Source organism: Micromonospora sp. ABR4_055 (assembly GCF_056160425.1).
Genome location: NZ_JBSWXD010000054.1, coordinates 1 through 23537 on the forward strand (window position 1 = coordinate 1; position 23537 = coordinate 23537).

Sequence of the window (23537 nt, forward strand, 5' to 3'; positions counted from 1 at the left end):
GACGGCGGCAGCCCCGACGGCGGCAGCCCGGCGTACGCCCGGGGGAGTAGGCCGGCCACCGCGCTACCGCGCCGGGCGCAGTAGCGGTGCCGCCGCCGCGCCGACGCGCCGCCCCGGCCTTTGCCGACAAGCTGTGGACACCAGAGAATCCAGTGAGGAGAATCAGCGATGAAGGCGATGGTCCAGGACCGGTACGGCTCACCTGACGTCCTGCGGTTGCGCGACGTCGACACCCCGACCCCCGGCGACGGCGAGGTGCTGGTCCGGGTGCACGCCAGCTCGGTCAACGCGTACGACTGGCACGCGATGCGCGGCGACCCGTACCTGGCCCGGTTGTCGTTCGGGCTGCGCCGGCCCCGCACGGCCGTGCGCGGACAGGACTTCGCCGGCCGGGTCGAGGCGGTCGGCGGCGCGGTGACCCGGTTCCGCCCCGGTGACGAGGTGTACGGCGAGGCCGGCGCCGCCGGTGGCGCGTTCGCCGAGTACCTGTGCGTACCGGAGAACCTGGTCGAGACGAAGCCGGCGAACCTGGGCTTTGCGCAGGCGGCGGCGGTGCCGCTGGCCGCCACCACCGCCCTGGTCTGCCTGCGGGACGCCGCCGACCTGCGGGCCGGGCAGCACGTCCTGATCAACGGGGCGTCCGGTGGGGTCGGCACCTTCGCGGTGCAGCTGGCCAAGGCGTACGGCGCGCAGGTGACGGCGGTGTGCCGGACCCGCAACGTCGAGCTGGTCCGGTCGCTCGGTGCCGACCACGTCGTCGACTACAGCCGGGAGGACTTCACCCGTACCGACGCCGTCCGGGCCGGCCGCCGCTACGACGTGCTGCTCGACCTGGTCGGCAACCGGTCGTTGGCCGATCTCCGGCGGGTGCTGACCCCGGACGGGACGCTGCTGCTGTCCGGTGGCGGCGTGTCCACCGGCGGCAGCGTGTTCGGGCCGATGGGTCTGCTGCTGCGCGGGCCGCTGGTGGGGCGGTTCGTCAGGCAGCGCATCATCGCGCCATCGGCGACGGCGGGCCGGGGGCATCTGGCGGCGCTGCGGGAGCTGGTCGAATCGGGCAAGTTGACCCCGGTCGTCGACCGGACGTTCCGGTTGAGTGAGGTGCCGGCGGCGATCCGGTACGTCGAGACCGAGCACGCCCGCGCCAAGGTGGTCGTCACGATGTGACGACGGAGGGGACGGCGATGATCGACGGTTCGGCATATCCTCGGTGCGGGCGGGGGGTGGCGATGATGACGAGCCGGATGAGCGAGCTGCTGGCCGAGGCCGATCGGGCCGGGCAGGTCGACGGGTTGCACGCGGTCGTGGTGGTACGTCGTGGCGAGTTGCTGTGGGAGCATTACGGCACCGGCGAGGACTTCTCCTGGGAGCACTCCCTGGGGCAGGTCGACTTCGGCCCGGCGACGCTGCACGACCTGCGCTCGGCCACCAAGAGTGTGACCGCCCTGCTGTACGGCATCGCTCTCGGCGACGGGCTCGTCCCGGCCCCGGGGAAGCCGCTGCTGGGGCAGTTCCCCGAGTATCCCGACCTGGCGACCGACCCACAGCGGGCAAGGCTCACTGTCGAGCACGCGCTGACCATGTCGCTGGGGCTGGACTGGCGCGAGGACGTCCCGTACGACAGCCCGGACAACGCCGAGATCGCCATGGAGCTGGCCCCGGACCGCTACCGGTACGTCCTGGAGCGGCCGATCGTTGAGCCACCCGGCGAGCGCTGGTCCTACTGCGGCGGTGCCACCGCGCTGCTCGGCAAGCTGATCGCCGACGGCACCGGGCAGGCGTTGGAGGCGTACGGCCGGGCGAAGCTGTTCGCTCCGCTCGGCATCGAGCAGGTCCACTGGATGGCCGGCGACGACGGGGTGGCCTCGCCCGCGTCCGGGCTGCGGCTCACCCCGCGCGACCTGGCCCGGATCGGCGAGCTGGTGCTCGCCGCCGGGGTCTGGGCCGGCCGTCGACTGGTGCCGGCCAGCTGGATCAGTGAGATGCTCGAGCCGCGTCTGCCGACCGGTTGGTCCGCTGAGTACGGCTACCACTGGTACTTGCAGACCGTCGCCGGTCACCGGACGGCGGCGGCGATGGGCAACGGCGGCCAGCGCCTGATCGTCCTGCCCGACCTGGAACTCGTCGTCGTCGTGACCGCCGGCAACTACGACGACCCTGAGCAGTGGCGCACCCCGGTCGCGGTGCTGGAGCAGGTCGTCCTGCCCGCGCTCGACGTCACCTAGCCACCCGGCACGAGCCGAACACCAGGTACCTGTCGGCGGGAAGATGAGGTATCTGGTGTTCGGCTCGTCAGGGCTGGGCGCGGCGTCCGTCAGGGCTGGGCGCGGCGTTCGTCGATCGTCTGCCGGACATCCTTTACGACTTGCCCGCATTTGCGGAGTACGTGGTCCGCGGTGAAGCGCAACACCAGCCAGCCGGCGGCCCGCAGCGCGTTGTAGCGGTGCACGTCCCGGCGGAAAGTGGCCCTACCCCGGTGATGGTCACCCTCATATTCGAGGGCGATCCGCCACTGCGGGTAGGCGAGGTCGACGCGGCCGATGAAGCGCCCCCGCGGATCCGCGACCTTGTGCTGCGGCACCGGTCGGGGCAGGCCGGCGTCGTGCAGCAGCAGCCGCAGCCGGCTCTCCATCGGCGACTCGGCCAGCGGCTCGACCAGGCCGACCAGCTCACGCAGTTGCCGGGCGCCGGGCCAGCGCGGATGGCTGTCAAGGTAGCCGGCGAGTGCCTCGGTGCGCAGCAGCCGGCGGTGCAGCAGCGCGTCGACGGCAGCGACCGCGTCCGGGCGCGGCAACGTGCGTCCCAGGTCGAAGGCGGTACGGACCTCCGTGGTCACCGGCACCGCACTGAGCAGAACGGCGTCGTCGACGGCCAGCGTCGAGTTGGTGACGGCGATGCGTGGGTGCCGCCGGATCCGACCGGTCCGGGGCAGTACGACATGGACCGGGCTGCGCCGGGGGAGCAGGTCGACTCCCCAGAGGTACGCGGCGCTCAGCCCGCAGACCGCAGCGCCGGCCGGCAGTTTCAGTGCCACCGCGTTGCACCACATCCGATGGTCGTCGGGGTCGAACGCCGCAGCGTGCACATAGACGTCGGGCAGCAGCCGACACCACGCCGGCCCGGCCAGCATCCGTTTGCTGAGCAGGCCGGCGGCGACGGCGTGGCTACCGGAGAACGGGAGGAAACTCAGCTGATTCGGGACACTGGCGACGCGGGACACCGGCGTAGCCTGCCCGGCGGCCGGCCACTGCCGCTGCCCTGACCGGCCGGACGGTCACCCATCCGACACGTTGCGTCTGCCGTCCGCGTACCTTGCCCGGCAACCACCCGTGGCGGGTTCAGCTGCCCTTCGGATGCCAGACGGTCTTGGTCTCCAGGAACGTGGTCATCCGCCGGGTGCCCGGATCGGCGGACCAGTCGACCGACCCGACGGCTGGGCGCAGCACCCGTTTGAGGTTGCCGGCGGCGGCCTGCTCCAACTCGACGGCCAACTGCGGATCGGCCACCCCGGTCAGGTCGAGCGCGTCGACGTCCAGATGCGACGCCAGCCACGGCGCCGTCTCGGTGATCCTGCCGGTCAACACGTTGACCACCCCGGCGGGCAGGTCACTGGTGGCCAGCACCTCGGCCAGGGTGACCGCCGCCAGCGGACGGGCCGGCGAGGCCAGCACCACCGCCGTGTTGCCGCTGACGATCACCGGGGCGACGACGCTGACCAGGCCGAGCAGCGACGGCTCGACCGGCGCGACGACACCGACCACTCCGGTCGGCTCCGGTGTCGACAGGTTGAAGTACGGGCCGGCGACCGGGTTGACGCCGCCGTACACCTGGGGGAGCTTGTCGGACCAGCCGGCGTACCAGACCCAGCGGTCGATCGCCGCGTCGACCTCGCCGGCCGGCTCGCCGAGCGCGACGAACTGCTCGCGTCGGCCCTCCAGCATCTCGGCGACCCGGTAGAGGATCTGACCCCGGTTGTACGCGGTCGCGCCCGACCAGCCTTTCACCGCCGCCCGGGCGGCGACGACGGCGTCGCGGAGGTCCTTGCGCGAGGCGAGCGCCACGTTGGAGTCCTGCACCTGGTACGTCCGTCCCGACTCGCTGCGCGGAAACTTCCCGCCGATGAACAGCTTGTACGTCTTGCGTACGGCCACCCGGGTGGCGACGCCGCCACTGTCAGACATCGAGGTACGCCTCCAGCCCGTGCCGGCCGCCCTCGCGGCCGTAGCCCGACTCCTTGTAGCCGCCGAACGGCGATGTCGGGTCGAACTTGTTGAACGTGTTCGCCCACACCACCCCGGCGCGCAGCCGGTCGGCGGCCCACAGCACCCGGGAACCTTTCTCCGACCAGATGCCGGCGGACAACCCGTACGGCGTGTTGTTGGCCTTGTCGATGGCCTCGTCCGGGGTGCGGAAGGTCAGCACGGACAGCACCGGGCCGAAGATCTCCTCGCGGGCGATCCGGTGCGCCTGGCTGACCCCGGTGAAGATGGTCGGCGCGAACCAGAAGCCCTGCTGCGGCAGGTCGCACGGCGGCGACCAGGCCTGCGCGCCCTCGTCGCTGCCGGCGGCGGCCAGGGTACGGATCCGGTCCAGCTGGGCGGCCGAGTTGATCGCCCCGACGTCGGTGTTCTTGTCCAGCGGGTCACCGACACGCAGCCGGGCCATCCGCCGCTTCAACGACTCCAACAGCGGTTCGGCGATCGACTCCTGGACCAGCAGCCGGGAGCCGGCGCAGCAGACGTGGCCCTGGTTGAAGAAGATGCCGTCGACGATGCCCTCGACGGCCTGGTCGATCGCGGCGTCGTCGAAGACGATGTTGGCGGCCTTGCCGCCGAGCTCCAGGGTGAGCTTCCGGCCGCTGCCGGCGACCGCGCGGGCGATCTGCCGGCCGACGTCGGTGGATCCGGTGAAGGCGACCTTGTCGACGCCGGCGTGGCCGACCAGGGCCTGCCCGGTGGTGCCGGCCCCGGTGACGATGTTGACGACGCCGGGCGGCAGATCGGCCTGCTGGCAGATCTCGGCGAACAGCAGCGCGGTCAGCGGGGTCGTCTCGGCCGGTTTGAGCACCACCGTGTTGCCGGCCGCCAGCGCCGGGGCGATCTTCCAGGCCAGCATCAGCAGCGGGAAGTTCCACGGGATGACCTGCCCGGCGACGCCGAGCGGGCGCGGGTCCGGGCCGAAACCGGCGTACGGCAGCTTGTCGGCCCAGCCGGCGTAGTAGAAGAAGTGCGCCGACGCCAACGGCACGTCGACGTCGCGGGACTCGCGGATCGGTTTGCCGTTGTCCAGTGACTCGAGTACGGCCAGTTCGCGGCCGCGTTCGGCGAGGATGCGGGCGATCCGGAACAGGTACTTGGCCCGGTCGCGGCCGGGCATCGGACCCCAGACCCGCTGGTACGCGGCCCGCGCGGCGGCCACCGCCCGGTCCACGTCACCGGGGCCGGCCTCGGCGACCTCGGCGAGGACCTCCTCGGTGGCCGGGTTGACGGTCTTGCGCGCGCCGCCGTCGGTCGGGTCGACGAACTCGCCGTCAACGAACAGACCGTACGAGTCGCGGATGGTGACGACCGAGCGGGACTCGGGTGCCGGTGCGTAGTCGAACACGCTGATCAGTCCAGGGTGACGTAGTCGGGACCGGAGTAGACCCCGGTGCGTAGCTTCGACCGCTGCATCAGCAGGTCGTTGAGCAGGGTGGAGGCGCCGAACCGGAACAGGTCGGGGGTGAGCCAGTCGTCGCCGGCGGTCTCGTTGACCAGCACCAGGTACTTGATCGCGTCCTTGGTGGTACGGATGCCGCCGGCCGGTTTGACGCCGATCCGCCGCCCGGTGACGGCGTGGAAGTCCCGGACCGCCTCCAGCATGATCAACGTGACGGGCAGCGTCGCCGCGACCGGCACCTTGCCGGTGGAGGTCTTGATGAAGTCACCGCCGGCCAGCATCGCCAGCCAGGAGGCGCGGCGCACGTTGTCGTAGGTGGCCAGCTCCCCGGTCTCCAGGATGACCTTGAGGTGGGCGTCGCCGCAGGCCTGCTTGACCGCGACGATCTCGGCGTACACCTGGTCGTAGCGGCCGGCGAGGAACGCCCCCCGGTTGATCACCATGTCGATTTCGTCGGCGCCGGCCGCGACCGCCGCCCGGGTGTCGGCCAGCTTCACCTCCAGCGGCGCCTGCCCGGACGGGAAGGCAGTGGCCACGCTGGCCAGGTGTACGCCGGAACCGGTGAGCGCCTCGGCGGCGGTCGGCACCATCGACGGGTAGACGCAGACGGCGCCGACCGGCGGGCAATCGGGGTCGGCCGGGTCGGGGCGGCGGGCCTTGGCGCACAACGCGCGTACCTTGCCGGGGGTGTCGGCGCCTTCGAGGGTGGTCAGGTCGACCATCCGGATGGCCAGGTCGATCGCCCACGCCTTGGCGGTCGTCTTGATCGAGCGGGTGCCGAGCGTCGCGGCCCGCTGCCGCGCCCCGACCTCGTCGACGCCGGGCAGCCCGTGCAGGAAGGCGCGCAGGGTCGCCGCGCTCCGCCCCACCTCGGCCAGATCGTGGCGCGCGGGTGCCGGGGTGCTCACCGCTGTCGTGCCCGCGAGTCCGGTCATGCCGCGAGTCCTGTCATGTCCGCGAGTCTACGTCGCCAGCGAGTTCGCGATCTTGGCCGTCGGCTGATCGGACGAGCAGACTTAACGGCGCTGTTGGCCTACCGTTACATCATGTTGGCCCCGGTGACCCACCGTGCCTGACGTGCGAGCAGTGCACTTCACCGACACGTACCTGCCCCGCCGCGACGGGGTGGTCACCTCGCTGCGGACTCTCGCGGCGGCGTCGGCCGCCGCCGGGCATCCCGGCCTGATCGTGGTGCCCCGGCATCCGGACCAGCCGGCCGAGGCGGACGTGCTGCGGCTACGTGCGCTGCCCTGCGGAGTCGCCGACCTGCGGTTGTCGCCGTGGCTGCTGCGCGGCGCCGCCGCCACCGGCACCATCGCCGAGATCGCCGCCCACGCCCCGGACGTGGTGCACGTGCACACCCCCGGACCGGTCGGGCTGCTCGGCGTCCTCACCGCCCGCCGGCTCGGTCTGCCGCTGGTCCAGACCTACCACACCGACCTGCACGCGTACGCCGACGCGTACCGGGTGCCGGCCCGCGCGCTCAGCGCCGGCGTCCGACTGTACGCCCGCCGGCTCGGCGTGCCCCGCCCGGCGGCGGCACCGGCCGGCCACGCCCGCGACCACCGGCCGATGGCCAGCGGTGCGGTCGCCCGCCGCCGGGCCGCCATGGACGCCACCAACACCCTGCTGCTCGGCGGCGCCGACGCGGTGGTGGTGCCGACCCGGGCGGTGCTGGACCGGATCCACCTGCCGGTGCCCGCCGACCGGGTGCACCTGGTGCCGACCGGGGTCGCGGCCCGCCGCACCACCGCCGACGAGATCAACGCCTTCCGGTACGGCCATGGCATCACACCCAGCGACCGGGTGGTCCTCTATGTGGGTCGGATCAACCGGGAGAAGGGCATCGACCTGCTGATCGCCGCGTTCGAGCGGGTGCTGGCCGGCTGCCCGGCCGCCCGGCTGGTGCTGGTCGGTGCCCTGTACGAGCCGCGCTGGCTGGCCGGGCTGCTGCGCGCCATCGACCCTCGGGTGGCCGCCCGGATCACCCTCACCGGCCAGCAAGGTCCGGAGGTGGTGGCTGCGGCGTACGGGGCCGCCGAGGTGTTCGCGTTCGCCTCGCAGACCGACACCCAGGCGCTGGTCCTGCAGGAAGCCGGCCTGGCCGGGGCTCCGGTGGTGCTGGTCGACCGGGCGCTGCACGCGCACGGCGCGCTTGCCGGTGCCGCGCTGCGCACCGAGCCGCAGCCGGGTGCGCTGGCCGGCGGGGTGCTGCGGCTGCTGCTCGACCCGGACACGGCCCGCCGGCAGGCGGCCACGGCGGCGGCCCGCTGCGCCGAACACACTCCGGCCCGCTACGCCGAAGCGATCCGTGAGGTGTATGCGTCGGCCGCCGGGCTGGCGAGTAGGTTCAACGACCGTGGACGTACTCGTCGTTGATCACCCTCTCGCCCAGTCCCGGCTGACCGCGATGCGCGACGCCCGGACCGACTCGGCGGCGTTCCGCGCCGCGCTGCACGAACTCACCACCATGCTGGTGTACGAGGCGGCCCGGTCCTTCCCGGTGGAGTCCTTCCCGGTGACCACCCCGGTGGCACCGACCGACGGGATCCGGCTGGCCAACCCGCCGCTGCTGGTGCCGGTGCTGCGCGCCGGGCTCGGGATGGCCGACTCGGCGTTGGCGCTGCTGCCGGAGTCGTCGATGGGCTTCGTCGGGCTGGCCCGCGACGAGGAGACCTACGAGCCCCGGGCCTATCTGGAGTCGCTGCCGGTCGACCTGACCGGCATCCCGGTGCTGGTGCTCGACCCGATGCTGGCCACCGGCGGTTCGCTGGAGCACTGCTGCCGGCTGCTCGCCGACCGGGGTGCTACCGAGATCACCGTACTGTGCGTGCTCGCCGCGCCGGCTGGAATCGACCGGCTGGACCGCTCCGGCCTGCCGTTGCGGCTGGTGACCGCGTCGATCGACGAACGGCTCAACGAAAAGATGTTCATCGTGCCAGGGCTCGGCGATGCCGGTGACCGCCAGTTCGGCGGGATGCCGCGCTTCTGACCGGCCTTGACCAGTTCGGTTTAGCCGGCGGTGGTCCAGCTCCAGCTGGTCGCGACGCCGTCGGTGAACGGCATCACGCCGTGGAAGACGGTCGGCTGCTCGGCGAAGACCAGCGGCAGGAAGTGCCGGTCGCTGGGCCACATCGGCACCCGGCCGGCGAGGACGTCGGCCAGGTCGGTCCAGATCAGGGTGCCTTCCGGGCAGTCCGGCCGGGGTTCGCCGGACCAGGTCGGCACCCGGAACAGGAAGCCGAACCAGTTTTCGCTGTGCCGGCCGAAGCCCGGCCAGGAGATGGTCCCGGCCAGCTCGACCCGTCCGCACTCCAACCCGGCCTCCTCCCGGATCTCCCGGCGCATGCCGGCGATGACGTCCTCGCCCGGCTCCAGCTTGCCGCCCAGCCCGTTGTAGTAACCGTAGTGGATGTCGTCCGGCCGGGTGTCGCGGCGCAGCATCAGCACCTGACGTCCGTCGGGGGAGAGTACGTAGCCGAGGGTCGCGATGATCGCCTGCACCTGGTCACCATAGGTACCCGGTGGCCGGTCAGCCGCAGCGGTGTCCCACCAGCACCTCGGTGGCCGGGACCGGGTCGGCCGCCGACAGCGGGTCCGGCTGTGCGGGGTATCCGGCGTCGTGGTGGCGGGTCTGCTGCGGTGCGGCGGCCAGCCGCAGCTGCGGATTGACCGGGAACCGCCCGACCGGTGGGCGCAGCAGGCGCTGCGCCAGCTCGGTCGCGGTGAACGGGGCGCGGGCCGCCGCGGTCTCCGCGTCGACCTCGTACGGTGACCGGGTCGGGAAGTAGCGGTTGAGGAACTCGACCCGCAGCCGGCGGGCGGCGGAGTCGACCGCGTTGGTGAGTTCGGTGTCCAGCCCGAAGGCGTCGGCGTCGCGACGGTCGAGCAGGCGGTGCAGCCGCAGCGCGGCGTCGGGGGTGGCCGGGTCGACCCGGTGCCGGCGCAGTGACCCGGGGACTGCGGTGCCCCGCAGGTACGACCAGTGTGGGTGCAGCGAGCGGATCAGTGACACGTCGTCCGGATGCCGGATCTGGTGACCGCGAATCCGGGCGACCACCTCGGGAATGCTGGTGCAGATCTCGGCCAGTGTGGAGCGGCGCACCGGCAACGGTACGCCGACCTGGGCGCCCGGGTCGACGAGGCGGTCGAACTGGTCGGCGAAGACGCGCCGCGCGGCGGCCTCCGCCGGGGTGTCTCCCGAGCGGGCCAGCCGGCCGGCTCCCCGGCCCGGCCCGGGCGGCGGGCCGAGCAGCACCTTGGGGATTCCGTTGGGCTCGAAGAACGTGGTCCGGTCGACGGGCCGGCCGAGAAAGACGTTGCCGGGCAGGTAGAGGAACCGTTCCGCCAGGCCGTCGATCTCGTGCACTGCGGACTCGACGGCGTACGGGTTGAAGGTGGGCAGCACGGCGTGGCCACCGAGCAGGTCGCGATAGTCGACGACGGTCAACTGCGGATCGTTGACGTCGAGCCAGCCCGGCACCTGGTCTGCGGTGATCAGGAAGATCCGCCGGATCCAGGGCGCGTGCAGGTGCACCGAGCGGAGCAGGTGGCGCAGTTCCTCGGTGCCGTCCCAGCCGATCCATTCGTTGCCGGCGGGATCCGCCGGGCCGGCACCGTGGCGGTGGCGGTGCCGGTCGGCGCGCCGGGCGGCCGGCACCGGACCGGCGGTGCGGGCCATGGCCCGCTGCCGGCGGGAGCGCCACCGCGGGTCGGTCGGGTCGGTCCAGCAGCAGACCAGGTCGACTGGGAAGTCGGGCCAGGTCGCCGGCCGACGGGTGAACGGGGTACGGGTCACGTGCCGGGCGATCCGGTCCTCCGGCGCGAAGCAGCAGGCCTCGGCCTCGGTCAGCCGTACCGGGGCCGACCGGGCCGGGACGATGGCGGTGACGTCGTTGCTGCGGGGCGCGTGCAGCCGGTCACCGTCGACCGCCCAGAACTCGATCTCGCAGGCGGCCTGCCCGCCGTACGTCAGCTGACCGTTGACGCCGGTCACCGGCTGGAAGACCCGGATCACCGGGGTCCGGCGCAGCCGCCAGTCGGGCCGGGCCGGCAGTCGCCGGTACCGGTGCCGGTGTCCGGCGCGTGCCACGGCCAGGCCGCCGACGCGGCCGAGGGCCCGCAGCGCGGCGGTACGCTCGCCGGCCGGCACCCCGACCCGGCTGCTGAACCCGGATGCGGCCGGGATGACGAAGTGGTCCACCCCGGCCCGGGTCAGTGCGTCGGTGACGAGGTGCAGGTTGCGCCGGTGGGCGTTGAGCGGGCTGACCGCGTCGACGACGACGGCCATGACGGGGCGTCCGTCCAGTACGGACCATCGCCGGGGGAGACCGGCGGCGGTCGGGCGGGCCGGCCGCAGACGTCGGCCCAGCCAGCATCGGGCGGCCTGGCCGGGCCGACGGGTCAGGCGGAACAGGGCAGTCTGCCGGTGGAAGGGGAGCAGCGTGTACCGCCGGTGCGTCGCGGCGGTCAGGTAGGCGAAGCAGCGGCTGGCTAGCATAACCAGCTAAACGATCAGCAATATGAATTGGTCGCGCCTAACGGGTGAAACGGGCATCATCCGATGTTTAGGGCGGCCGATGTCTCTGCCCGCAGCTGTGCCAACGCCCGATCGGCCCGTTCGCGGGCCGCAGCCGGATCGCTGCCCGGCACCGGCTGGACCACCTCCAGGTACGCCTTCAGCTTCGGCTCCGTCCCGGAAGGACGGACCACGACACGGGCAGTGCCGGTACGCAGGATCACCACGTCGGCGTCGGGCAGCAGATCCTGCGTCGCGGTGACCGGCTCGCCGAGCAGCGTCGTCGGCAGGTTCGCCCGCAGGTACGCCATCGCGGTGGCGATCTCACTCAGCTCGTCGACCCGCACGGCGAGCTGGTCGGTCTGGTACACCCCGAACTCGCAGGCCAGTTCGTCGAGCCGGTCAGCCAGGCCCCGACCGGTTGCCTTGAGCTCGGCGGCCAACTCGGCGAGGAGCAGCGCGGCGGTGATGCCGTCCTTGTCGCGTACCTGGTCGGGTGCCACGCAGTAGCCGAGTGCCTCCTCGTAGCCGTAGACCAGCGGCACCTCGGGAGTGTCCGCGGGGTCGCTGCCGGCCCGGACGATCCACTTGAAGCCGGTGAGGGTCTCGGCGTACGGCTCGCCGCGCGCCGCGCACAGTGCGCTGAGCAGCGACGACGAGACGATGGTGGTGGCGTAGCGGCCGTGCCGGCCCCGCCGGATCAGCTGATCGGCGAGCAGCACCCCCAGCTCGTCGCCGCGCAGCATCCGCCACCCGTCGTCGCCGTGCGGCACCGCGACCGCGCACCGGTCGGCGTCCGGGTCGTTGGCGATCGCCAGGTCGGCTCCGTGTGCCCGGGCCAGCGCGACGACCAGGTCCATCGCGCCCGGCTCCTCCGGGTTGGGAAACGCCACGGTCGGGAACTGCGGATCCGGCTCGGCCTGCTCGGCGACGACCAGCGGTGCCGGGAATCCGGCACCGACGAACGCCTCCCGCAGCACCGCCCCACCGACGCCGTGTAGCGGCGTGTACGCCACGGTCAGCGCCCGGGGGGTCGCCCGGTCCACCACCGCCACGGCGGTCCGCAGGTAGCCGGCGACGATCTCGTCGTCCAGCGTCTTGCCGGGGCCGCCGAGCGGCACGTCGACCAGCTTTCCGACCGCCCGGATCGCCGCCTCGATCTGTTGGTCGGCCGGCGGGGCGATCTGCGCGCCCGCACCGGCCGGTCCGCCGAGCTGAGCGCCGAGATAGACCTTGTAGCCGTTGTCCTGCGGCGGGTTGTGGCTGGCGGTGACCATCACTGCCGCCACCGCGTCGAGGGCGCGGACCGCGTACGCCAGCACCGGGGTGGGCAGCGGGCGGGGCAGCAGGTAGGCGTCCCGCCCGGCACCGGTGACCACTTCGGCGGTGCGCACCGCGAAGGCCCGTGACCCGTGCCGGGCGTCGTAGCCGATCACCACCGGTCCGGAGCCGCCCTGCTCGGCCAACCAGCTCACCAGCCCGGCGGCGGCCCTGGTGACGACCTGCAGGTTCATGCCGTTCGGGCCGGCCCGCAGCGGACCGCGCAGCCCGGCGGTGCCGAACGTCAACGGCCCGGCGAACCGGTCGGCCAGCTCGGCGGCGCTGCCCGGCAGCTGGTCCAGCAGGGTCAGCAGTTCGGCGCGGGCGGCCGGGTCCGGCTCGTCGCCGAGCCAGGCCACCACCCGGGTACGCAGAGTCTGGAGACCTGGACCGTCGTAGTCGGATGAGCTGCCGTCAATTGGCGAGGTTGCGGGCTGTGACATGAACCACTTCCGAGTTAGCGTATCCGTCTTGACACTTTGAGTAGTTGTTTTCAATGTTACATATTAATGGTAGTCAATCTTTTGGCGTGCTGTCCTGTTGTCTTGATGGCACTTCCTCGCCTGGTGTCGCCAGCGGGATCATCTTAGTAGGGAGTTTTGTCATGTCTCGAAGAGTTGCAGGTTTCAGGGCTTCCCGGATGCTGGGATATGCGGGATCGATCGCGGGGCTTGCCTCAGTAGGCCTTCTTCTCGCATCAGTCCTAGCTGTTCCTGCCTCTGCTGGGCAGGGTGCTGAGGTGGGGAAGCGTTCCTCCTCAACTTCTGCGGCATTGGCTACTTCCTGCGACACTACGAGTGGAACGCTGAATGGGGTTCCGTTCTATGCGAGTTGGTGTTGGATGACCGTGTCGGGCGACTATGGGTTCCAGCGTGCCCTTGCGAACTGCCGCTACCCAGGTGGCGGTGGTATCCCGGCATACAACTACCAAGATCAGGGGCAGGTCGTCTTTTACAGTTCGACCTCGTCGCCGACGTCAAGCGCCTTCTGTTCGCAGAACTCTGGAGACTACCTGGTGAGTGGTCAGGTGGAGATCTTGTAGATTGCGCTGCCCGAGGACCGGTACGCCCTGGGGAAGGGGTGCCGGTCCTCGGGCGGGAGGTCCATACTTAGCTGCTCGTCAGAGAGAAAGTTCGTACCATTTCGTCGAAGATCGGCTTACTTTCCTCGAATCGGGCTTCTGGGGTGGTCAGGAAGAACGAGTACGCCTTTCCGTTGGCGACCACGGCGTGCCAGATGCCGTGTCGTTGTTCCTGTCCTTCGCCGCAGGTGTACTCCAGTTCAGCTGATGGCTGGTCTGCGATCTTGGACTCATCCAGTCTGATCTCCTGATACGGCTCATCGCAACTGCCGCGATTTTTCGACAACCGGTCGCCTGCGGCTCTGAGGAAAGACAGCGGCTGAGTGGAGGGACCTGCGTTCTCGACAAGGAGTCGAACGCGACGCCCACTTTCCTCTGGGTCGGTGTAATCGACCCAGACCCCAGCTTCTGTCCTGGCCCAGCCGTCGGGTACCTCAACCGAAATGCCGCGCTCAACGTAGGTCTGCGTCTCGAATGATGGGCCTGGCGGTTCAGTGCTGACAGGCGCAACGATAGACGGGGTCTGCGACGCGTCGTCGTCGCCACTAAACAGCGTCACGGACAGCAGCAGGATCAGCAGCGTGGCACCGGCCGCCGCGCCGATCTGCACCTTCCGGTCCCAGCTCTTCACCTTCTCGACGGCGCTGCCGGTGCCCTGCCGGAGCCCGGCGATCGCCTTGTCCAGCATCGCCCCGGCGGTGGCGGCACCTCCCGGTGCCGGCCGACCGGCCGCCGGTTGATCCCAGCCCGGCTGCCCGTCGCTCCAGCTCGGCGCCGGCATCGCCCCGGTCGGGCTGAGCAGCGCACCGCCCTGGCCGCTCTGCGGGCCGTGGCCGTGCCGAACCGGCTGCTGCCCACGCGGACCGGGTACGCCGGCCTGGCTGATCGGCATCGCGGCGGTCGCTCCGGCCGCCGGCGAGGTCGGGTTTGCGTTGTCCAGCCCGGCGGCGGACCACTGCGCCGCGCTCGGCATCTGCCGGCCGGCCTTGCGCAGCTCGGCGAGGCGGTCGGTGAGCGACTCGTCCGGGCCGATCATCGCCCGGCCACCGATCTTGCCACTCGGCTGGGGCTGCGCCGGTGGCGCCGGTCGGGCCTGCTGCTGCCAACTGGGCGGTCGCTGCACCGAGACCACCGCGTACGGGTCGGTGACCAGGTTGGTCGGGGCCTTGCTGGCCAGCGGCCCGGCGAGCAGTTCGCGCAGCATGCTCCGGGCGGTCGGTACGTCGAAGCGTCGCGCCGGGTCCTTCTCCAGCAGGCCGAAGAGCACCTCGGTGAGCGGGCCGGAGCGCACCGGGGCGGCGGGCGGGTCCTCGACGACGGCGTGCATGGTCTCGATCGGGTCGCCCTTGTCGAAGGGCGGGCGCCCCTCGACGGCGGTGTAGAGCGTGACGCCGAGGGAGAACAGATCACTCGGCGGCCCGAAGTCCTGGCCCATGGCCCGCTCCGGGGAGATGAAGTGCGGCGAGCCGAGCACCATCCCGGGCGTGGTGAGCTGGACGTCGGTGGGCATCCGCGCGACACCGAAGTCGGTGAGTACGCAGCGACCGTCGGTGCAGATCAGCACGTTGGCCGGCTTGACGTCGCGGTGCAGGACGCCGATGGCGTGGGCGACCTCCAACGCGCCGAGCAGCGCGATGCCGATCTTGGCGACCGCGCGCTGGGCGACCGGGCCATCCTCGATGACCATGTCGGCGAGGCTGCGGGCGTCCAGCAGCTCCATCACGATCCACGGGCGGCCACCCTCGGTGACCACGTCGTAGACCTGGACCACGGCCGGGTGCTGCAGTGCGGCCGCCGCGCGGGCCTCCCGCAGGGTGCGTTCGTACATCGCGTCGCGGTCGCTGGGGGCCAGCCCCGGGGGGAGGACGACCTCCTTGACCGCCACGTCGCGTCGGAGCAGGGTGTCGGTGGCGCGCCAGACGGTGCCCATGCCACCGTGCCCGACCGCGGCACGCAGCGAGTACCGGCCACCGATGGTGGCGCCGGGTGCCGCTCGTGCGCTGGTAGAGCTGACTGGTCCGCCACTCCACGTCGGAATCTGAGTCACAGGAAATGCCGCCGAGAGAAATTGAGGGGCCGGGGAACCAACCCCTCTATCTTGCTGGGTCGCTCGGCGGAACGAAAGCTACGCGCCGAGGTTGGTGAGAAGTCCACTCTGTGTCGTTGTGTGGTAGCCCAATGTACACCGGATCGGACTCTAGGTGCGCAACCCGTCACGGTGTCGTTATCAGATGGCACGCCCGGACTGGGGGGTGTCGCGACAGTCAGATATCTGTCAGTTTTCGGTCGAACCGGCAGCCGGGTCGCTACGTGGCTCGTTACTCGGCGTAGGAGGTGTGGGACCCATGGCTGCCTACGATGGTGACATTCGGGGCGGACCGCAGCGGTCCGATCGCCTCTACCAGGCATTCCATGACAATACGCGATGCGGCCACTACCCGAATGACGTTGCGCAGCGTTACCGTCCCCGGTCTAGGCTGTCGGAGTCCCATCCCATCCACAGTGATCGAGAATCTGACGTGACGAGTGCGTTGACGTTGCCCACCGGCAGCGAGATGGCGTCGTCCTGGCCCGATCCACTGCCAGGTGCCCAACCCCTGCCGGCCGGGCTGGACCAGTTGCTCGATGCCCGCGGGCGGCAGTTGACCGCGATCCGGCGGCACCTGCACGCCCACCCGGAGCTGTCCGGCCACGAGTTCGAGACGGCCGCGTTCATCGCCAACCAGCTCACCAGGATGGGGCTCACCGCCCGGCTGCTGCCCAAGGGCAACGGCGTCATCTGCGACATCGACGCCGGCCCCGCTGACGGCCCGGTGGTCGCGCTGCGCGCCGACATCGACGCGCTGCCGCTGGCCGACGTCAAGGACGTGCCGTACCGGTCGACCGTGCCGGGCGTCTGCCACGCCTGCGGGCACGACGTGCACACGACCGTGCTGCTCGGCGTGGCGATGCTGCTCGCGCAGCTCGCCGACCGGGGCGAACTGCGCCAGCGGGTCCGGCTGATCTTCCAACCGGCGGAGGAGATCCTGCCCTGCGGCTCGCTGGAGGTCGTCGCGGCGGGCGGGCTCGAGGACGTCACCCAGATCTTCGCGCTGCACTGCGACCCGAACCTGCCGGTCGGCCGGGTCGGGCTGCGGGTCGGCCCGATCACCGCAGCGGCGGACAACATCAGCGTGCGGCTGTCCGGTCCGGGCGGTCACACCGCCCGCCCGCACCTGACCGTCGACCTGGTCAACGCCCTGGGCCGGCTGGTCACCGAGGTGCCCGCGCTGGTCAACCGGCGGGTGCCGGCCAACGCCGGCCTGCTGCTGGTCTTCGGTCAGGCGTCCGCCGGCACCCAGTACAACGTGATCCCCAACGAGGCCAGCGCCGCCGGCACCTTGCGGGTGCTGGACCGGCCGACCTGGGACGCCGCACCGGACATCGTCACCCAGATCATCCGGGAAGTGGTCGCCCCGACCGGCGCGACGGTCGACATCGAGTATCTGCGTGGTCGACCACCGGTGATCAACGATGCCGCCGCGATCGGCGCGCTCACCGCCGCCACCGCAGCGGCCCTCGGCCCCGCCGCCGTCGCAGACACCCCGCAGAGCATGGGTGGCGAGGACTTCTCCTGGTACCTGGAGTACGTGCCGGGTGCCCTGGCCCGGCTCGGAGTCGGCCGCGCCGAGGCCGGCAGCGACCTGCACCGCGCCTCGTTCGACGTGGACGAGCGGGCGATCGCCGTCGGCGTCCGCCTGCTCGTCCACACCGTGCTGCAGCTGGCCGAGGCCGACTGACCGGCGGATCAGCCGGCCGTCGCGTCGCCGGCGACCCGGTCGTCGTCCGTGCGGTCACCTTCCGTACCGTCGTGGTCACCTCGCGGTGTCGGCACCGGTGCGCCGCCGGCGGGTGCGGTGGCGGCCGGAACCGGCCGGGACCGGCCCCGCGACGTCCGCACCAGCCAGAACACCCCCAACGCGGGTACGCCGAGTGCGATCAGCCACGGCAGCAGCGCGCCGACCACGGTGACCAGCACCTGCATCGACCCGACGAACGCCCGCCAACCGGCCCCCAACCCGGCCAGGAAACCCAGCTCCGACTCGTCGTCGACCGGTGGCGTCGCGTCCGGGCCGATCAGCTCGACGGTGATCCGCGACAGCGTCACCAGGTCGTCCAGGCCACGTTTGCGGGCCTCCAACGACGCCAGGTCCGCCTCCCGCTTGGCCAGCTCCGACTCCAGCATCACCAGATCGGCCAGGGTCTCCGCCTCGGCCAGCAGCGCCCGGCCGCTGCGCACCCGGGCCTGCTGGGTGGTGATCCGGGCGTCCAGGTCCAGCACCTCCTCGGTGACGTCCTGGGTGGTCAACTCCCGGCTGACCTCCTCGCCGAGGCGGGACAGCCGGTCGACGACCTGGTCGAACTGCTCCGCCGGCACCCGCAGCTCCAGCGTGGCCCGGCCGTACGACTCGTACTCGGAGCGTTGGTCTCGCCCGACGAACCCGCCGACCGAGGTCGCGATCGTCGCCGCCTCGCCGGCCTTCGCCGGCACATCGGTCACCCGTACGGTGATCGACCCGGAGTAGATGATCGACCGGTTGCCCACCGCCAGGTCGACCGGTGAGGTCCCGTCCGGCCGGTCGGCCTGGCCGCCCCGCTCAGCGCCGCCGGCCGAGTCCGCACCGGCCGCCTCCTCGCCGCCCGCGTCGTCCCCGCCGGTCAGTCCGCCGTCGCCAGGCGCGCCACCCGCCGGGGCCGGTTCGGCCCGCTGCGGCATGTCGGCGGAGCTGCTGACACCGGAGTCCTCCGATCCTGAGCAGCCGGTCAGGATCAGCAGGGCGAGCAGGGCCGCCGTGCCGGTCGCCGCGCCGCGCCGGCCACCGGTGCGCCACCGGCCTCGTCTTGCGTTCTTCACAGTCAAGGGGTGCTCCTCGGAATCGTCATACGGGTTCGCCAGGTGTCGTTCAGACGCGCGGCGCGAGCCGGCCGGTTCCGGCAGACTGCGAGGCGGCAGATCACGATTCGGCTCACAGGGGGTCACGGTGCGACTGATGAAGTTCGGGCATTCCTGCGTACGGGTGGAACACGACGGCGCGGTGCTGGTGATCGACCCGGGCGCGTTCAGCGAGCCGGCCGCGCTCGACGGCGTCGACGCGGTCCTCGTCACCCACGAGCACTTCGACCACCTCGACGTCGGCCAGCTGACCGACGCGCTCGCTCGACGACCCTCGGTGACCATCCACACTCATCCATCGGTGGTGTCCAAGCTGGACGGGCTCGGCGAGGTGGCGACCGCGGTCGAGTCCGGGGAGCGCTTCGAGGCCGCCGGTATCCCGGTCCGGGCGTACGGGGGATGGCACGCTGAGATCCACCCCGACCTGCCCCGGGTGCCCAACCTCGGCTTCCTGATCGCCGACTCGGTCTACCATCCGGGTGACTCGTTCGACGTGCCGACCGACGCCGAGGTGGACACCCTGTTCGTGCCGGTCTCCGCGCCCTGGCTGAAGCTCTCCGAGGCGGTCGAGTTCGTCCGCGCAGTGGCCCCGCGCCGGGCGCTCGCCCTGCACGACGGGCTGCTCAACGACGCCGGGCACAAGGTCACCGACAGCAACATGACCAAGCTGGCCGGCTGCGACTACGCCCGGCTGCCGGCCGGCACCCCGGCCCGCTGAGCCGGGCCGCCGTGACCGGCAGCGTAGTACCCGCCGAGGTGGTGCGACGGCTGTACGCCGTACCGCCGGCGCGGTTCGTCGCGGCCCGTACCGAGGCCGTCTCGGCCGCCCGGGGCAGCGAACCGGACACCGCCCGGGCCATCGGCAAGCTCCGCAAACCGACAGTGGCCGCCTGGCTGGTCAACCTGCTCGCGCTGCGCCGCGCCGACCTGCTCGACGGCCTGGTGGAGCTCTCCGGTCAGTTGCGCGCCGCCCAGCGGGACCTGCGGGGTCCCGCCCTGCGCGAGCTGTCGACCCGGCGGCGGGCGCTGGTCGACGGGCTGGTGGCCGAGTGCCGGGAGCTGGCCGTCGCCGAGGACCCGGCGCTGGCGTCGACGAAGCTGCCGTTGGGCGAGGTCGAGGCGACCCTGTCCGCTGCCCTCGCCGACGAGGAGATCGCCGCCCAGGTGCGATCCGGCCGGCTGGTCCGTGCGGTCGACTACGCCGGTTTCGGCGAGGTCCCGCGGCCCCGGTTGCGGCTGGTCGGCCCGGACGACGGGGTGGCCGCCGCCGATGAGCCGACCCGAGTGGCCGAGCCCGCGCGGGCGGCGGACAAGGCCGCTCGGGCGGCGGACAAGGCTGCTCGCGCGCTGGCCGCCCGCCGGCAGCGGTTGGTCGACGAGCTGGACAAAGCCGAGGCCGGCCAGCGGGCCGCCCGCACCGAACTCGACCGGGCCGTCGCCGCCGAGCAGGACGCGGCCGACGCCGTCGCCGAGGCGCAGCGTCAACTGGCCGAATGGGAACGGCGACGCTCAGCAGCCGAGCGGGAGCATGCCCGTCGTAAGGTGGCGCGCAAGACTGCGGAACGGGCAGCCGTCGCCGCCCGACGGTACGCCGGCGACGTGGCAGCCGCGCTGGAGGACCTGCCTGGGCCGCAGACCGACCGCTGACGGAAAGTCGGTGGCGGTGACCGGCCGGGCGGGTGGGCGAAAGGCGATGACGCGGTGATTCCCGATCAGGCGGCCGGCGCGTGCCGGCGCAGCCTGCACGAGTTGAGTACGGCGTACCAGGAGTGTCCGCGCACGTTGAGCCGGGCGCGCCAACTGGGGCTCAGCGGCTGGGCGTTCCACATCGCCGGCCGGGCCGGGGTGCTCGGCGGCGTACCGGCCGAAACGGTCGCGGCCGCGCTCGGGTTCATCGCCGCCGACGCGGTGGCCGACGGCTGGCAGGCTGCCAGCGCGGTGACCGACCCGACCGGGGTGGCGGCGGTGAGCATGGCCGAATGCTGCCGGTGGGGTGTCGAGCAGCTCGGCGACTGTCCGCAGGTGGACCGGCTGGTCGAGCTGGCCGAGGCGGTGGTGGGGGCGGCGGACGCGACCGCGATGCCGCTGTTCGCCGCCTGGCGGGCGATGCCCCGGCCGGACGACGCGGCCGGGGCGCGGGCCGCCGTCGCGGTACGACTGCTCGGCGAGCACCGCTCCGGGGCACACCTGATGGCGGTACGGGTGGCCGGGCTGACGCCGGTGGAGGCGCTGATGGGCGGCCCGGACGGGACGAAGGCCGCGGTCGCGGCCGGGTGGTCGCCGCCGTGGCCGCCGGTCGGCCCGCTGATCCGCCGCCGGTTGTGGGCGGACCGGGTTACCAACCGGATCACCGGTCAGGCGTTCGCCGCGCTGCGTGCCGAGCAGCGGCGGGAACTCGTCGAGTTGCTGCACGCTGCGCTGTCCCACGTACGGCCGGCGACCGGTCGGCCGGCCGACTGACGAGCGTACGGCCGGCGTCCTGCTGCTCGGCCGGCGGTAGGCAGGTCAGGCGGTGGCGGTACGGGTGGGTCGCTTTCGTAGCTCGGCGACGTAGTCGTCCGGCGCGCCGGCCTTCTCGGCGGCGTTGGCGATCTCCGACAGGTACCAGGCGGTGGGCAGCCCGCCCTCGTACCCGTCGAAGACGTAGACCCAGGCGGTGACCGCGCCGTCCAGGGTGACCGCCCGGACGGTCAGCCGCCGGTAGGTGCCGGACAACGCGCCCTCGACCTCGTCGAGCTGCGCGGCGTCCCACGGGTGTACGTCGTAGAGTGCGACGAAGACCCGGTCGCCGGGCGACTCCACGATGGTGGTGACCGCTCCCTCCCAGCCGATCACCCCCTCACCGGCGAAGGTGAGCCGCCAGCCTTCCAGCCAGCCGGTGCCCACCATCGGCGAATGCGGACAGTAAGCACGCATCCGAGCAGGGTCGAGGTTTGAGCCATACGCGGCGTAGTGACGCACGGCGATGACGATAGCCCGGCAGGGGGGTGGGGGAGAATACGAGTGAGCGTGTCGCGTGTCGGGCAACCGGTCGGCGGCCGTAGCCAGCCGGGTGTTTCGTCAGCATAAGTTCAAGTTTGGGGAGAGAGTCGTTTTGAAGCGGATAGTGATAATCGGCGGTGGCCCGGCCGGCTACGAGGCGGCGTTGGTCGCGGCACAGCTGCGGGCCGACGTCACGGTGGTCGAGGCGGACGGGGCCGGTGGCGCCTGCGTGCTGTCCGACTGCGTCCCGTCCAAGACCTTCATCGCAAGCTCAGAGGTGGTCACCGGGTACCGGGACACCGAGGAGTTCGGCATCGACTCCGATGGGCTGGAGGCGGTCACCGTCGACGCGACCGCAGTGCACGCCCGGGTGAAGCGGCTCGCGCTGGCCCAGTCGGCCGACGTGCACAGCAAACTCGTCAAAGCTGGTGTGACATTCGTCGCCGGCACCGCCCGGCTCGGTGAGGACACGCTCGGTCACACCCACCGGGTGCTCGTCAGGCCCGACTACGGTGACGCTGAGTACCCGATCGAGGCGTCGACCGTACTGGTCGCCACCGGCGCCACGCCCCGGCAGCTGCCCACCGCCGTGCCCGACGGCGAACGCATCCTGACCTGGCGGCAGGTGTACGACCTGCCGGCGCTGCCGGAGCACCTGGTGGTGGTCGGCTCCGGCGTGACCGGTGCCGAATTCGCCAGCGCGTACCTGGCGATGGGGGTGCCGGTGACCCTCGTCTCCAGCCGGGACCGGGTGATGCCGCACGAGGACGCCGACGCGGCGATGGCGATCGAGCAGGTGTTCCGGACCCGGGGCATGACGATTCTGAACAACTCGCGCGCCGACGCGGTCACCCGGGTCGGAGACGGGGTCGAGGTACGGCTCAGCGACGGCCGTACGGTGACCGCCTCGCACGCGCTGATCGCGGTCGGCTCGGTGCCGAACACGGCGGACCTGGGGCTCGCCGAGTACGGGGTGACGGTCGCGGACAGCGGGCATGTGCCGGTGGACCGGGTGTCGCGTACCAACGTGCCGGGCATCTACGCCGCCGGCGACTGCACCGGGGTACTGCCGCTGGCCAGCGTCGCGGCGATGCAGGGCCGGATCGCGATGTGGCACGCGCTGGGCGAGGCGGTGGTGCCGCTGCGGCTGCGTACCGTCGCGGCGAACGTCTTCACCGATCCGGAGTTGGCCACCGTCGGAGTGTCCCAGGATGAGGTGGACGACGGGCGGGTGCAGGCCCGGCAGGTGATGCTGCCGCTGGCCGGCAACGCCCGGGCGAAGATGGCCGACCTGCGGGACGGCTTCGTCAAGCTGTTCTGCCGCCCGGCCAGCGGGCAGATCATCGGCGGGGTGGTGGTGGCCCCCAAGGCCAGCGAGCTGATCATGCCGATCACCGTCGCGGTGGAGAACCACATGACGGTGAGCCAATTGGCGCACACAATCACAATTTATCCTTCGTTGTCCGGATCAGTCGCCGAAGCCGCACGTCAGCTCATGTGGCATGACGAAGAGTGATTGACTAGGAACTTTCGGGGGCGGCGCGGATCGGCCAGGAAGGCGTACGGTTGACACGGCAACATCCGCTACCCCCGGATCCCCCGTTCCCGGCGGTCGCGGACGACGCCCGGGCTGCCGGCAGGTCCCGTGCCGGCAGCCCGCCTCCGCCTCGCGGTGCTGGTCGAACTGGCGAGGGCGGGCCCGCGCGTACCGACCGAGCTGACCGGCGGGGCGGCAACGGCGGCCGGTACTACCTGTTGTGACCGGCGGGGTGGGGCGGTGACCGCGATGGACGACGGGCCGGTCACCGACCGGGACCTTGACGAAGCGGCGGCCAGCGCGGTGCAAGCGCATGACGCCGGCCGCCGCTGCCACACTGAATGTCCCGGCACCACCGACTGCCGGCAGTTGTCGTGGGCGCGGATCCGCCGGGCCGCTGCCGAATACCGCCGCATTCGACGGTCGATCTGAGTCGTGGGGCACGATCTGATCGACTACGACGGGGGTGCCGGACCTAACGGCGCCGCCGGACCCATGGTGCTTTTCA

20 protein-coding genes are annotated in these 23537 nt (G+C 71.9%); 10 read left to right on the forward strand and 10 right to left on the reverse strand.

The genetic code is table 11. The features are described 5' to 3' along the window. Positions 1-168 precede the first annotated feature (168 nt). Both ACXAHD_RS14690 and ACXAHD_RS14695 read left to right on the forward strand, forming a co-directional pair. On the forward strand, positions 169-1167 hold the full coding sequence (locus tag ACXAHD_RS14690; protein ID WP_289212206.1) for an NAD(P)-dependent alcohol dehydrogenase: 999 nt from the start codon (positions 169-171) through the stop codon (positions 1165-1167). A 77-nt stretch (positions 1168-1244) separates the two neighbouring features. Beyond that, positions 1245-2225 (forward strand): serine hydrolase domain-containing protein, encoded by a 981-nt coding sequence (locus ACXAHD_RS14695; protein ID WP_289212207.1) that lies wholly within the window; start codon positions 1245-1247, stop codon positions 2223-2225. 89 nt (positions 2226-2314) lie between these two features. Here ACXAHD_RS14695 and ACXAHD_RS14700 read toward each other — a convergent pair whose 3' ends face one another. From ACXAHD_RS14700 to deoC, 4 genes are all read right to left on the reverse strand, one after another. Beyond that, the gene (locus tag ACXAHD_RS14700) at positions 2315-3220 is read right to left on the reverse strand and encodes an endonuclease domain-containing protein (RefSeq protein WP_289212208.1); all 906 of its coding nucleotides are present in this window, start codon (positions 3218-3220) and stop codon (positions 2315-2317) included. 118 nt (positions 3221-3338) lie between these two features. Next, complete coding sequence (locus tag ACXAHD_RS14705; RefSeq protein ID WP_289212209.1) at positions 3339-4181, reverse strand: aldehyde dehydrogenase family protein; 843 nt, start codon at positions 4179-4181, stop codon at positions 3339-3341. Continuing rightward, a complete protein-coding gene (locus ACXAHD_RS14710) occupies positions 4174-5604 on the reverse strand; it encodes an aldehyde dehydrogenase family protein (protein WP_289212210.1) in 1431 nt (476 codons plus the stop codon). Before ACXAHD_RS14710 ends, ACXAHD_RS14705 begins: the two co-directional genes overlap by 8 nt. A 5-nt stretch (positions 5605-5609) precedes the next feature. After that, complete coding sequence (gene deoC / locus ACXAHD_RS14715) at positions 5610-6593, reverse strand: deoxyribose-phosphate aldolase (protein WP_289212211.1); 984 nt, start codon at positions 6591-6593, stop codon at positions 5610-5612. Between the two features lie 142 nt (positions 6594-6735). Between deoC and ACXAHD_RS14720 the strand changes: the two genes are divergently transcribed. Next, positions 6736-8037, forward strand: a complete 1302-nt coding sequence (locus tag ACXAHD_RS14720; RefSeq protein WP_475051133.1) for a glycosyltransferase — start codon at positions 6736-6738, stop codon at positions 8035-8037. Then, positions 8018-8650 (forward strand): uracil phosphoribosyltransferase, encoded by a 633-nt coding sequence (upp, locus tag ACXAHD_RS14725; RefSeq protein WP_289212213.1) that lies wholly within the window; start codon positions 8018-8020, stop codon positions 8648-8650. Before ACXAHD_RS14720 ends, upp begins: the two co-directional genes overlap by 20 nt. A 20-nt stretch (positions 8651-8670) precedes the next feature. On the opposite strand, the gene ACXAHD_RS14730 is transcribed toward upp, so the two are convergent. The 4 genes from ACXAHD_RS14730 to ACXAHD_RS14745 form a co-directional block, all read right to left on the reverse strand. After that, complete coding sequence (locus ACXAHD_RS14730; protein WP_289212214.1) at positions 8671-9162, reverse strand: NUDIX hydrolase; 492 nt, start codon at positions 9160-9162, stop codon at positions 8671-8673. A 28-nt stretch (positions 9163-9190) separates the two neighbouring features. Next, positions 9191-11158, reverse strand: a complete 1968-nt coding sequence (locus tag ACXAHD_RS14735; protein WP_475051136.1) for a hypothetical protein — start codon at positions 11156-11158, stop codon at positions 9191-9193. 56 nt (positions 11159-11214) lie between these two features. Beyond that, on the reverse strand, positions 11215-12939 hold the full coding sequence (locus tag ACXAHD_RS14740; protein ID WP_475051139.1) for a phospho-sugar mutase: 1725 nt from the start codon (positions 12937-12939) through the stop codon (positions 11215-11217). Between the two features lie 666 nt (positions 12940-13605). After that, the gene (locus ACXAHD_RS14745) at positions 13606-15624 is read right to left on the reverse strand and encodes a protein kinase domain-containing protein (RefSeq protein ID WP_475051141.1); all 2019 of its coding nucleotides are present in this window, start codon (positions 15622-15624) and stop codon (positions 13606-13608) included. 472 nt (positions 15625-16096) lie between these two features. On the opposite strand from ACXAHD_RS14745, the gene ACXAHD_RS14750 reads away from it, so the two are divergent. Next, positions 16097-17356, forward strand: coding sequence for an amidohydrolase (locus ACXAHD_RS14750; RefSeq protein WP_282233925.1), 1260 nt, complete (start codon positions 16097-16099; stop codon positions 17354-17356). An 8-nt stretch (positions 17357-17364) separates the two neighbouring features. Here ACXAHD_RS14750 and ACXAHD_RS14755 read toward each other — a convergent pair whose 3' ends face one another. Next, positions 17365-18471 (reverse strand): DUF4349 domain-containing protein, encoded by a 1107-nt coding sequence (locus ACXAHD_RS14755; protein ID WP_475051164.1) that lies wholly within the window; start codon positions 18469-18471, stop codon positions 17365-17367. A 127-nt stretch (positions 18472-18598) separates the two neighbouring features. Between ACXAHD_RS14755 and ACXAHD_RS14760 the strand changes: the two genes are divergently transcribed. Genes ACXAHD_RS14760 through ACXAHD_RS14770 form a run of 3 tightly spaced genes read left to right on the forward strand, consistent with a single transcriptional unit; the run spans position 18599 to position 20970 of the window. Beyond that, a complete protein-coding gene (locus ACXAHD_RS14760; RefSeq protein WP_281553301.1) occupies positions 18599-19228 on the forward strand; it encodes an MBL fold metallo-hydrolase in 630 nt (209 codons plus the stop codon). 11 nt (positions 19229-19239) lie between these two features. Next, complete coding sequence (locus tag ACXAHD_RS14765; RefSeq protein WP_475051144.1) at positions 19240-20157, forward strand: hypothetical protein; 918 nt, start codon at positions 19240-19242, stop codon at positions 20155-20157. A gap of 54 nt (positions 20158-20211) precedes the next feature. After that, positions 20212-20970, forward strand: coding sequence for an SCO6745 family protein (locus ACXAHD_RS14770; RefSeq protein ID WP_281553303.1), 759 nt, complete (start codon positions 20212-20214; stop codon positions 20968-20970). Between the two features lie 45 nt (positions 20971-21015). On the opposite strand, the gene ACXAHD_RS14775 is transcribed toward ACXAHD_RS14770, so the two are convergent. After that, positions 21016-21471 (reverse strand): gamma-glutamylcyclotransferase family protein, encoded by a 456-nt coding sequence (locus ACXAHD_RS14775; RefSeq protein WP_278167063.1) that lies wholly within the window; start codon positions 21469-21471, stop codon positions 21016-21018. A gap of 133 nt (positions 21472-21604) precedes the next feature. Between ACXAHD_RS14775 and ACXAHD_RS14780 the strand changes: the two genes are divergently transcribed. Together ACXAHD_RS14780 and ACXAHD_RS14785 are read left to right on the forward strand one after the other, a co-directional pair. After that, entirely contained in the window at positions 21605-23008 is a 1404-nt protein-coding gene (locus ACXAHD_RS14780) for an NAD(P)H-quinone dehydrogenase (protein WP_289212220.1), read from the forward strand. Between the two features lie 261 nt (positions 23009-23269). Beyond that, positions 23270-23461 (forward strand): hypothetical protein, encoded by a 192-nt coding sequence (locus ACXAHD_RS14785; RefSeq protein WP_475051149.1) that lies wholly within the window; start codon positions 23270-23272, stop codon positions 23459-23461. The last annotated feature ends 76 nt before the right edge of the window (positions 23462-23537 follow it).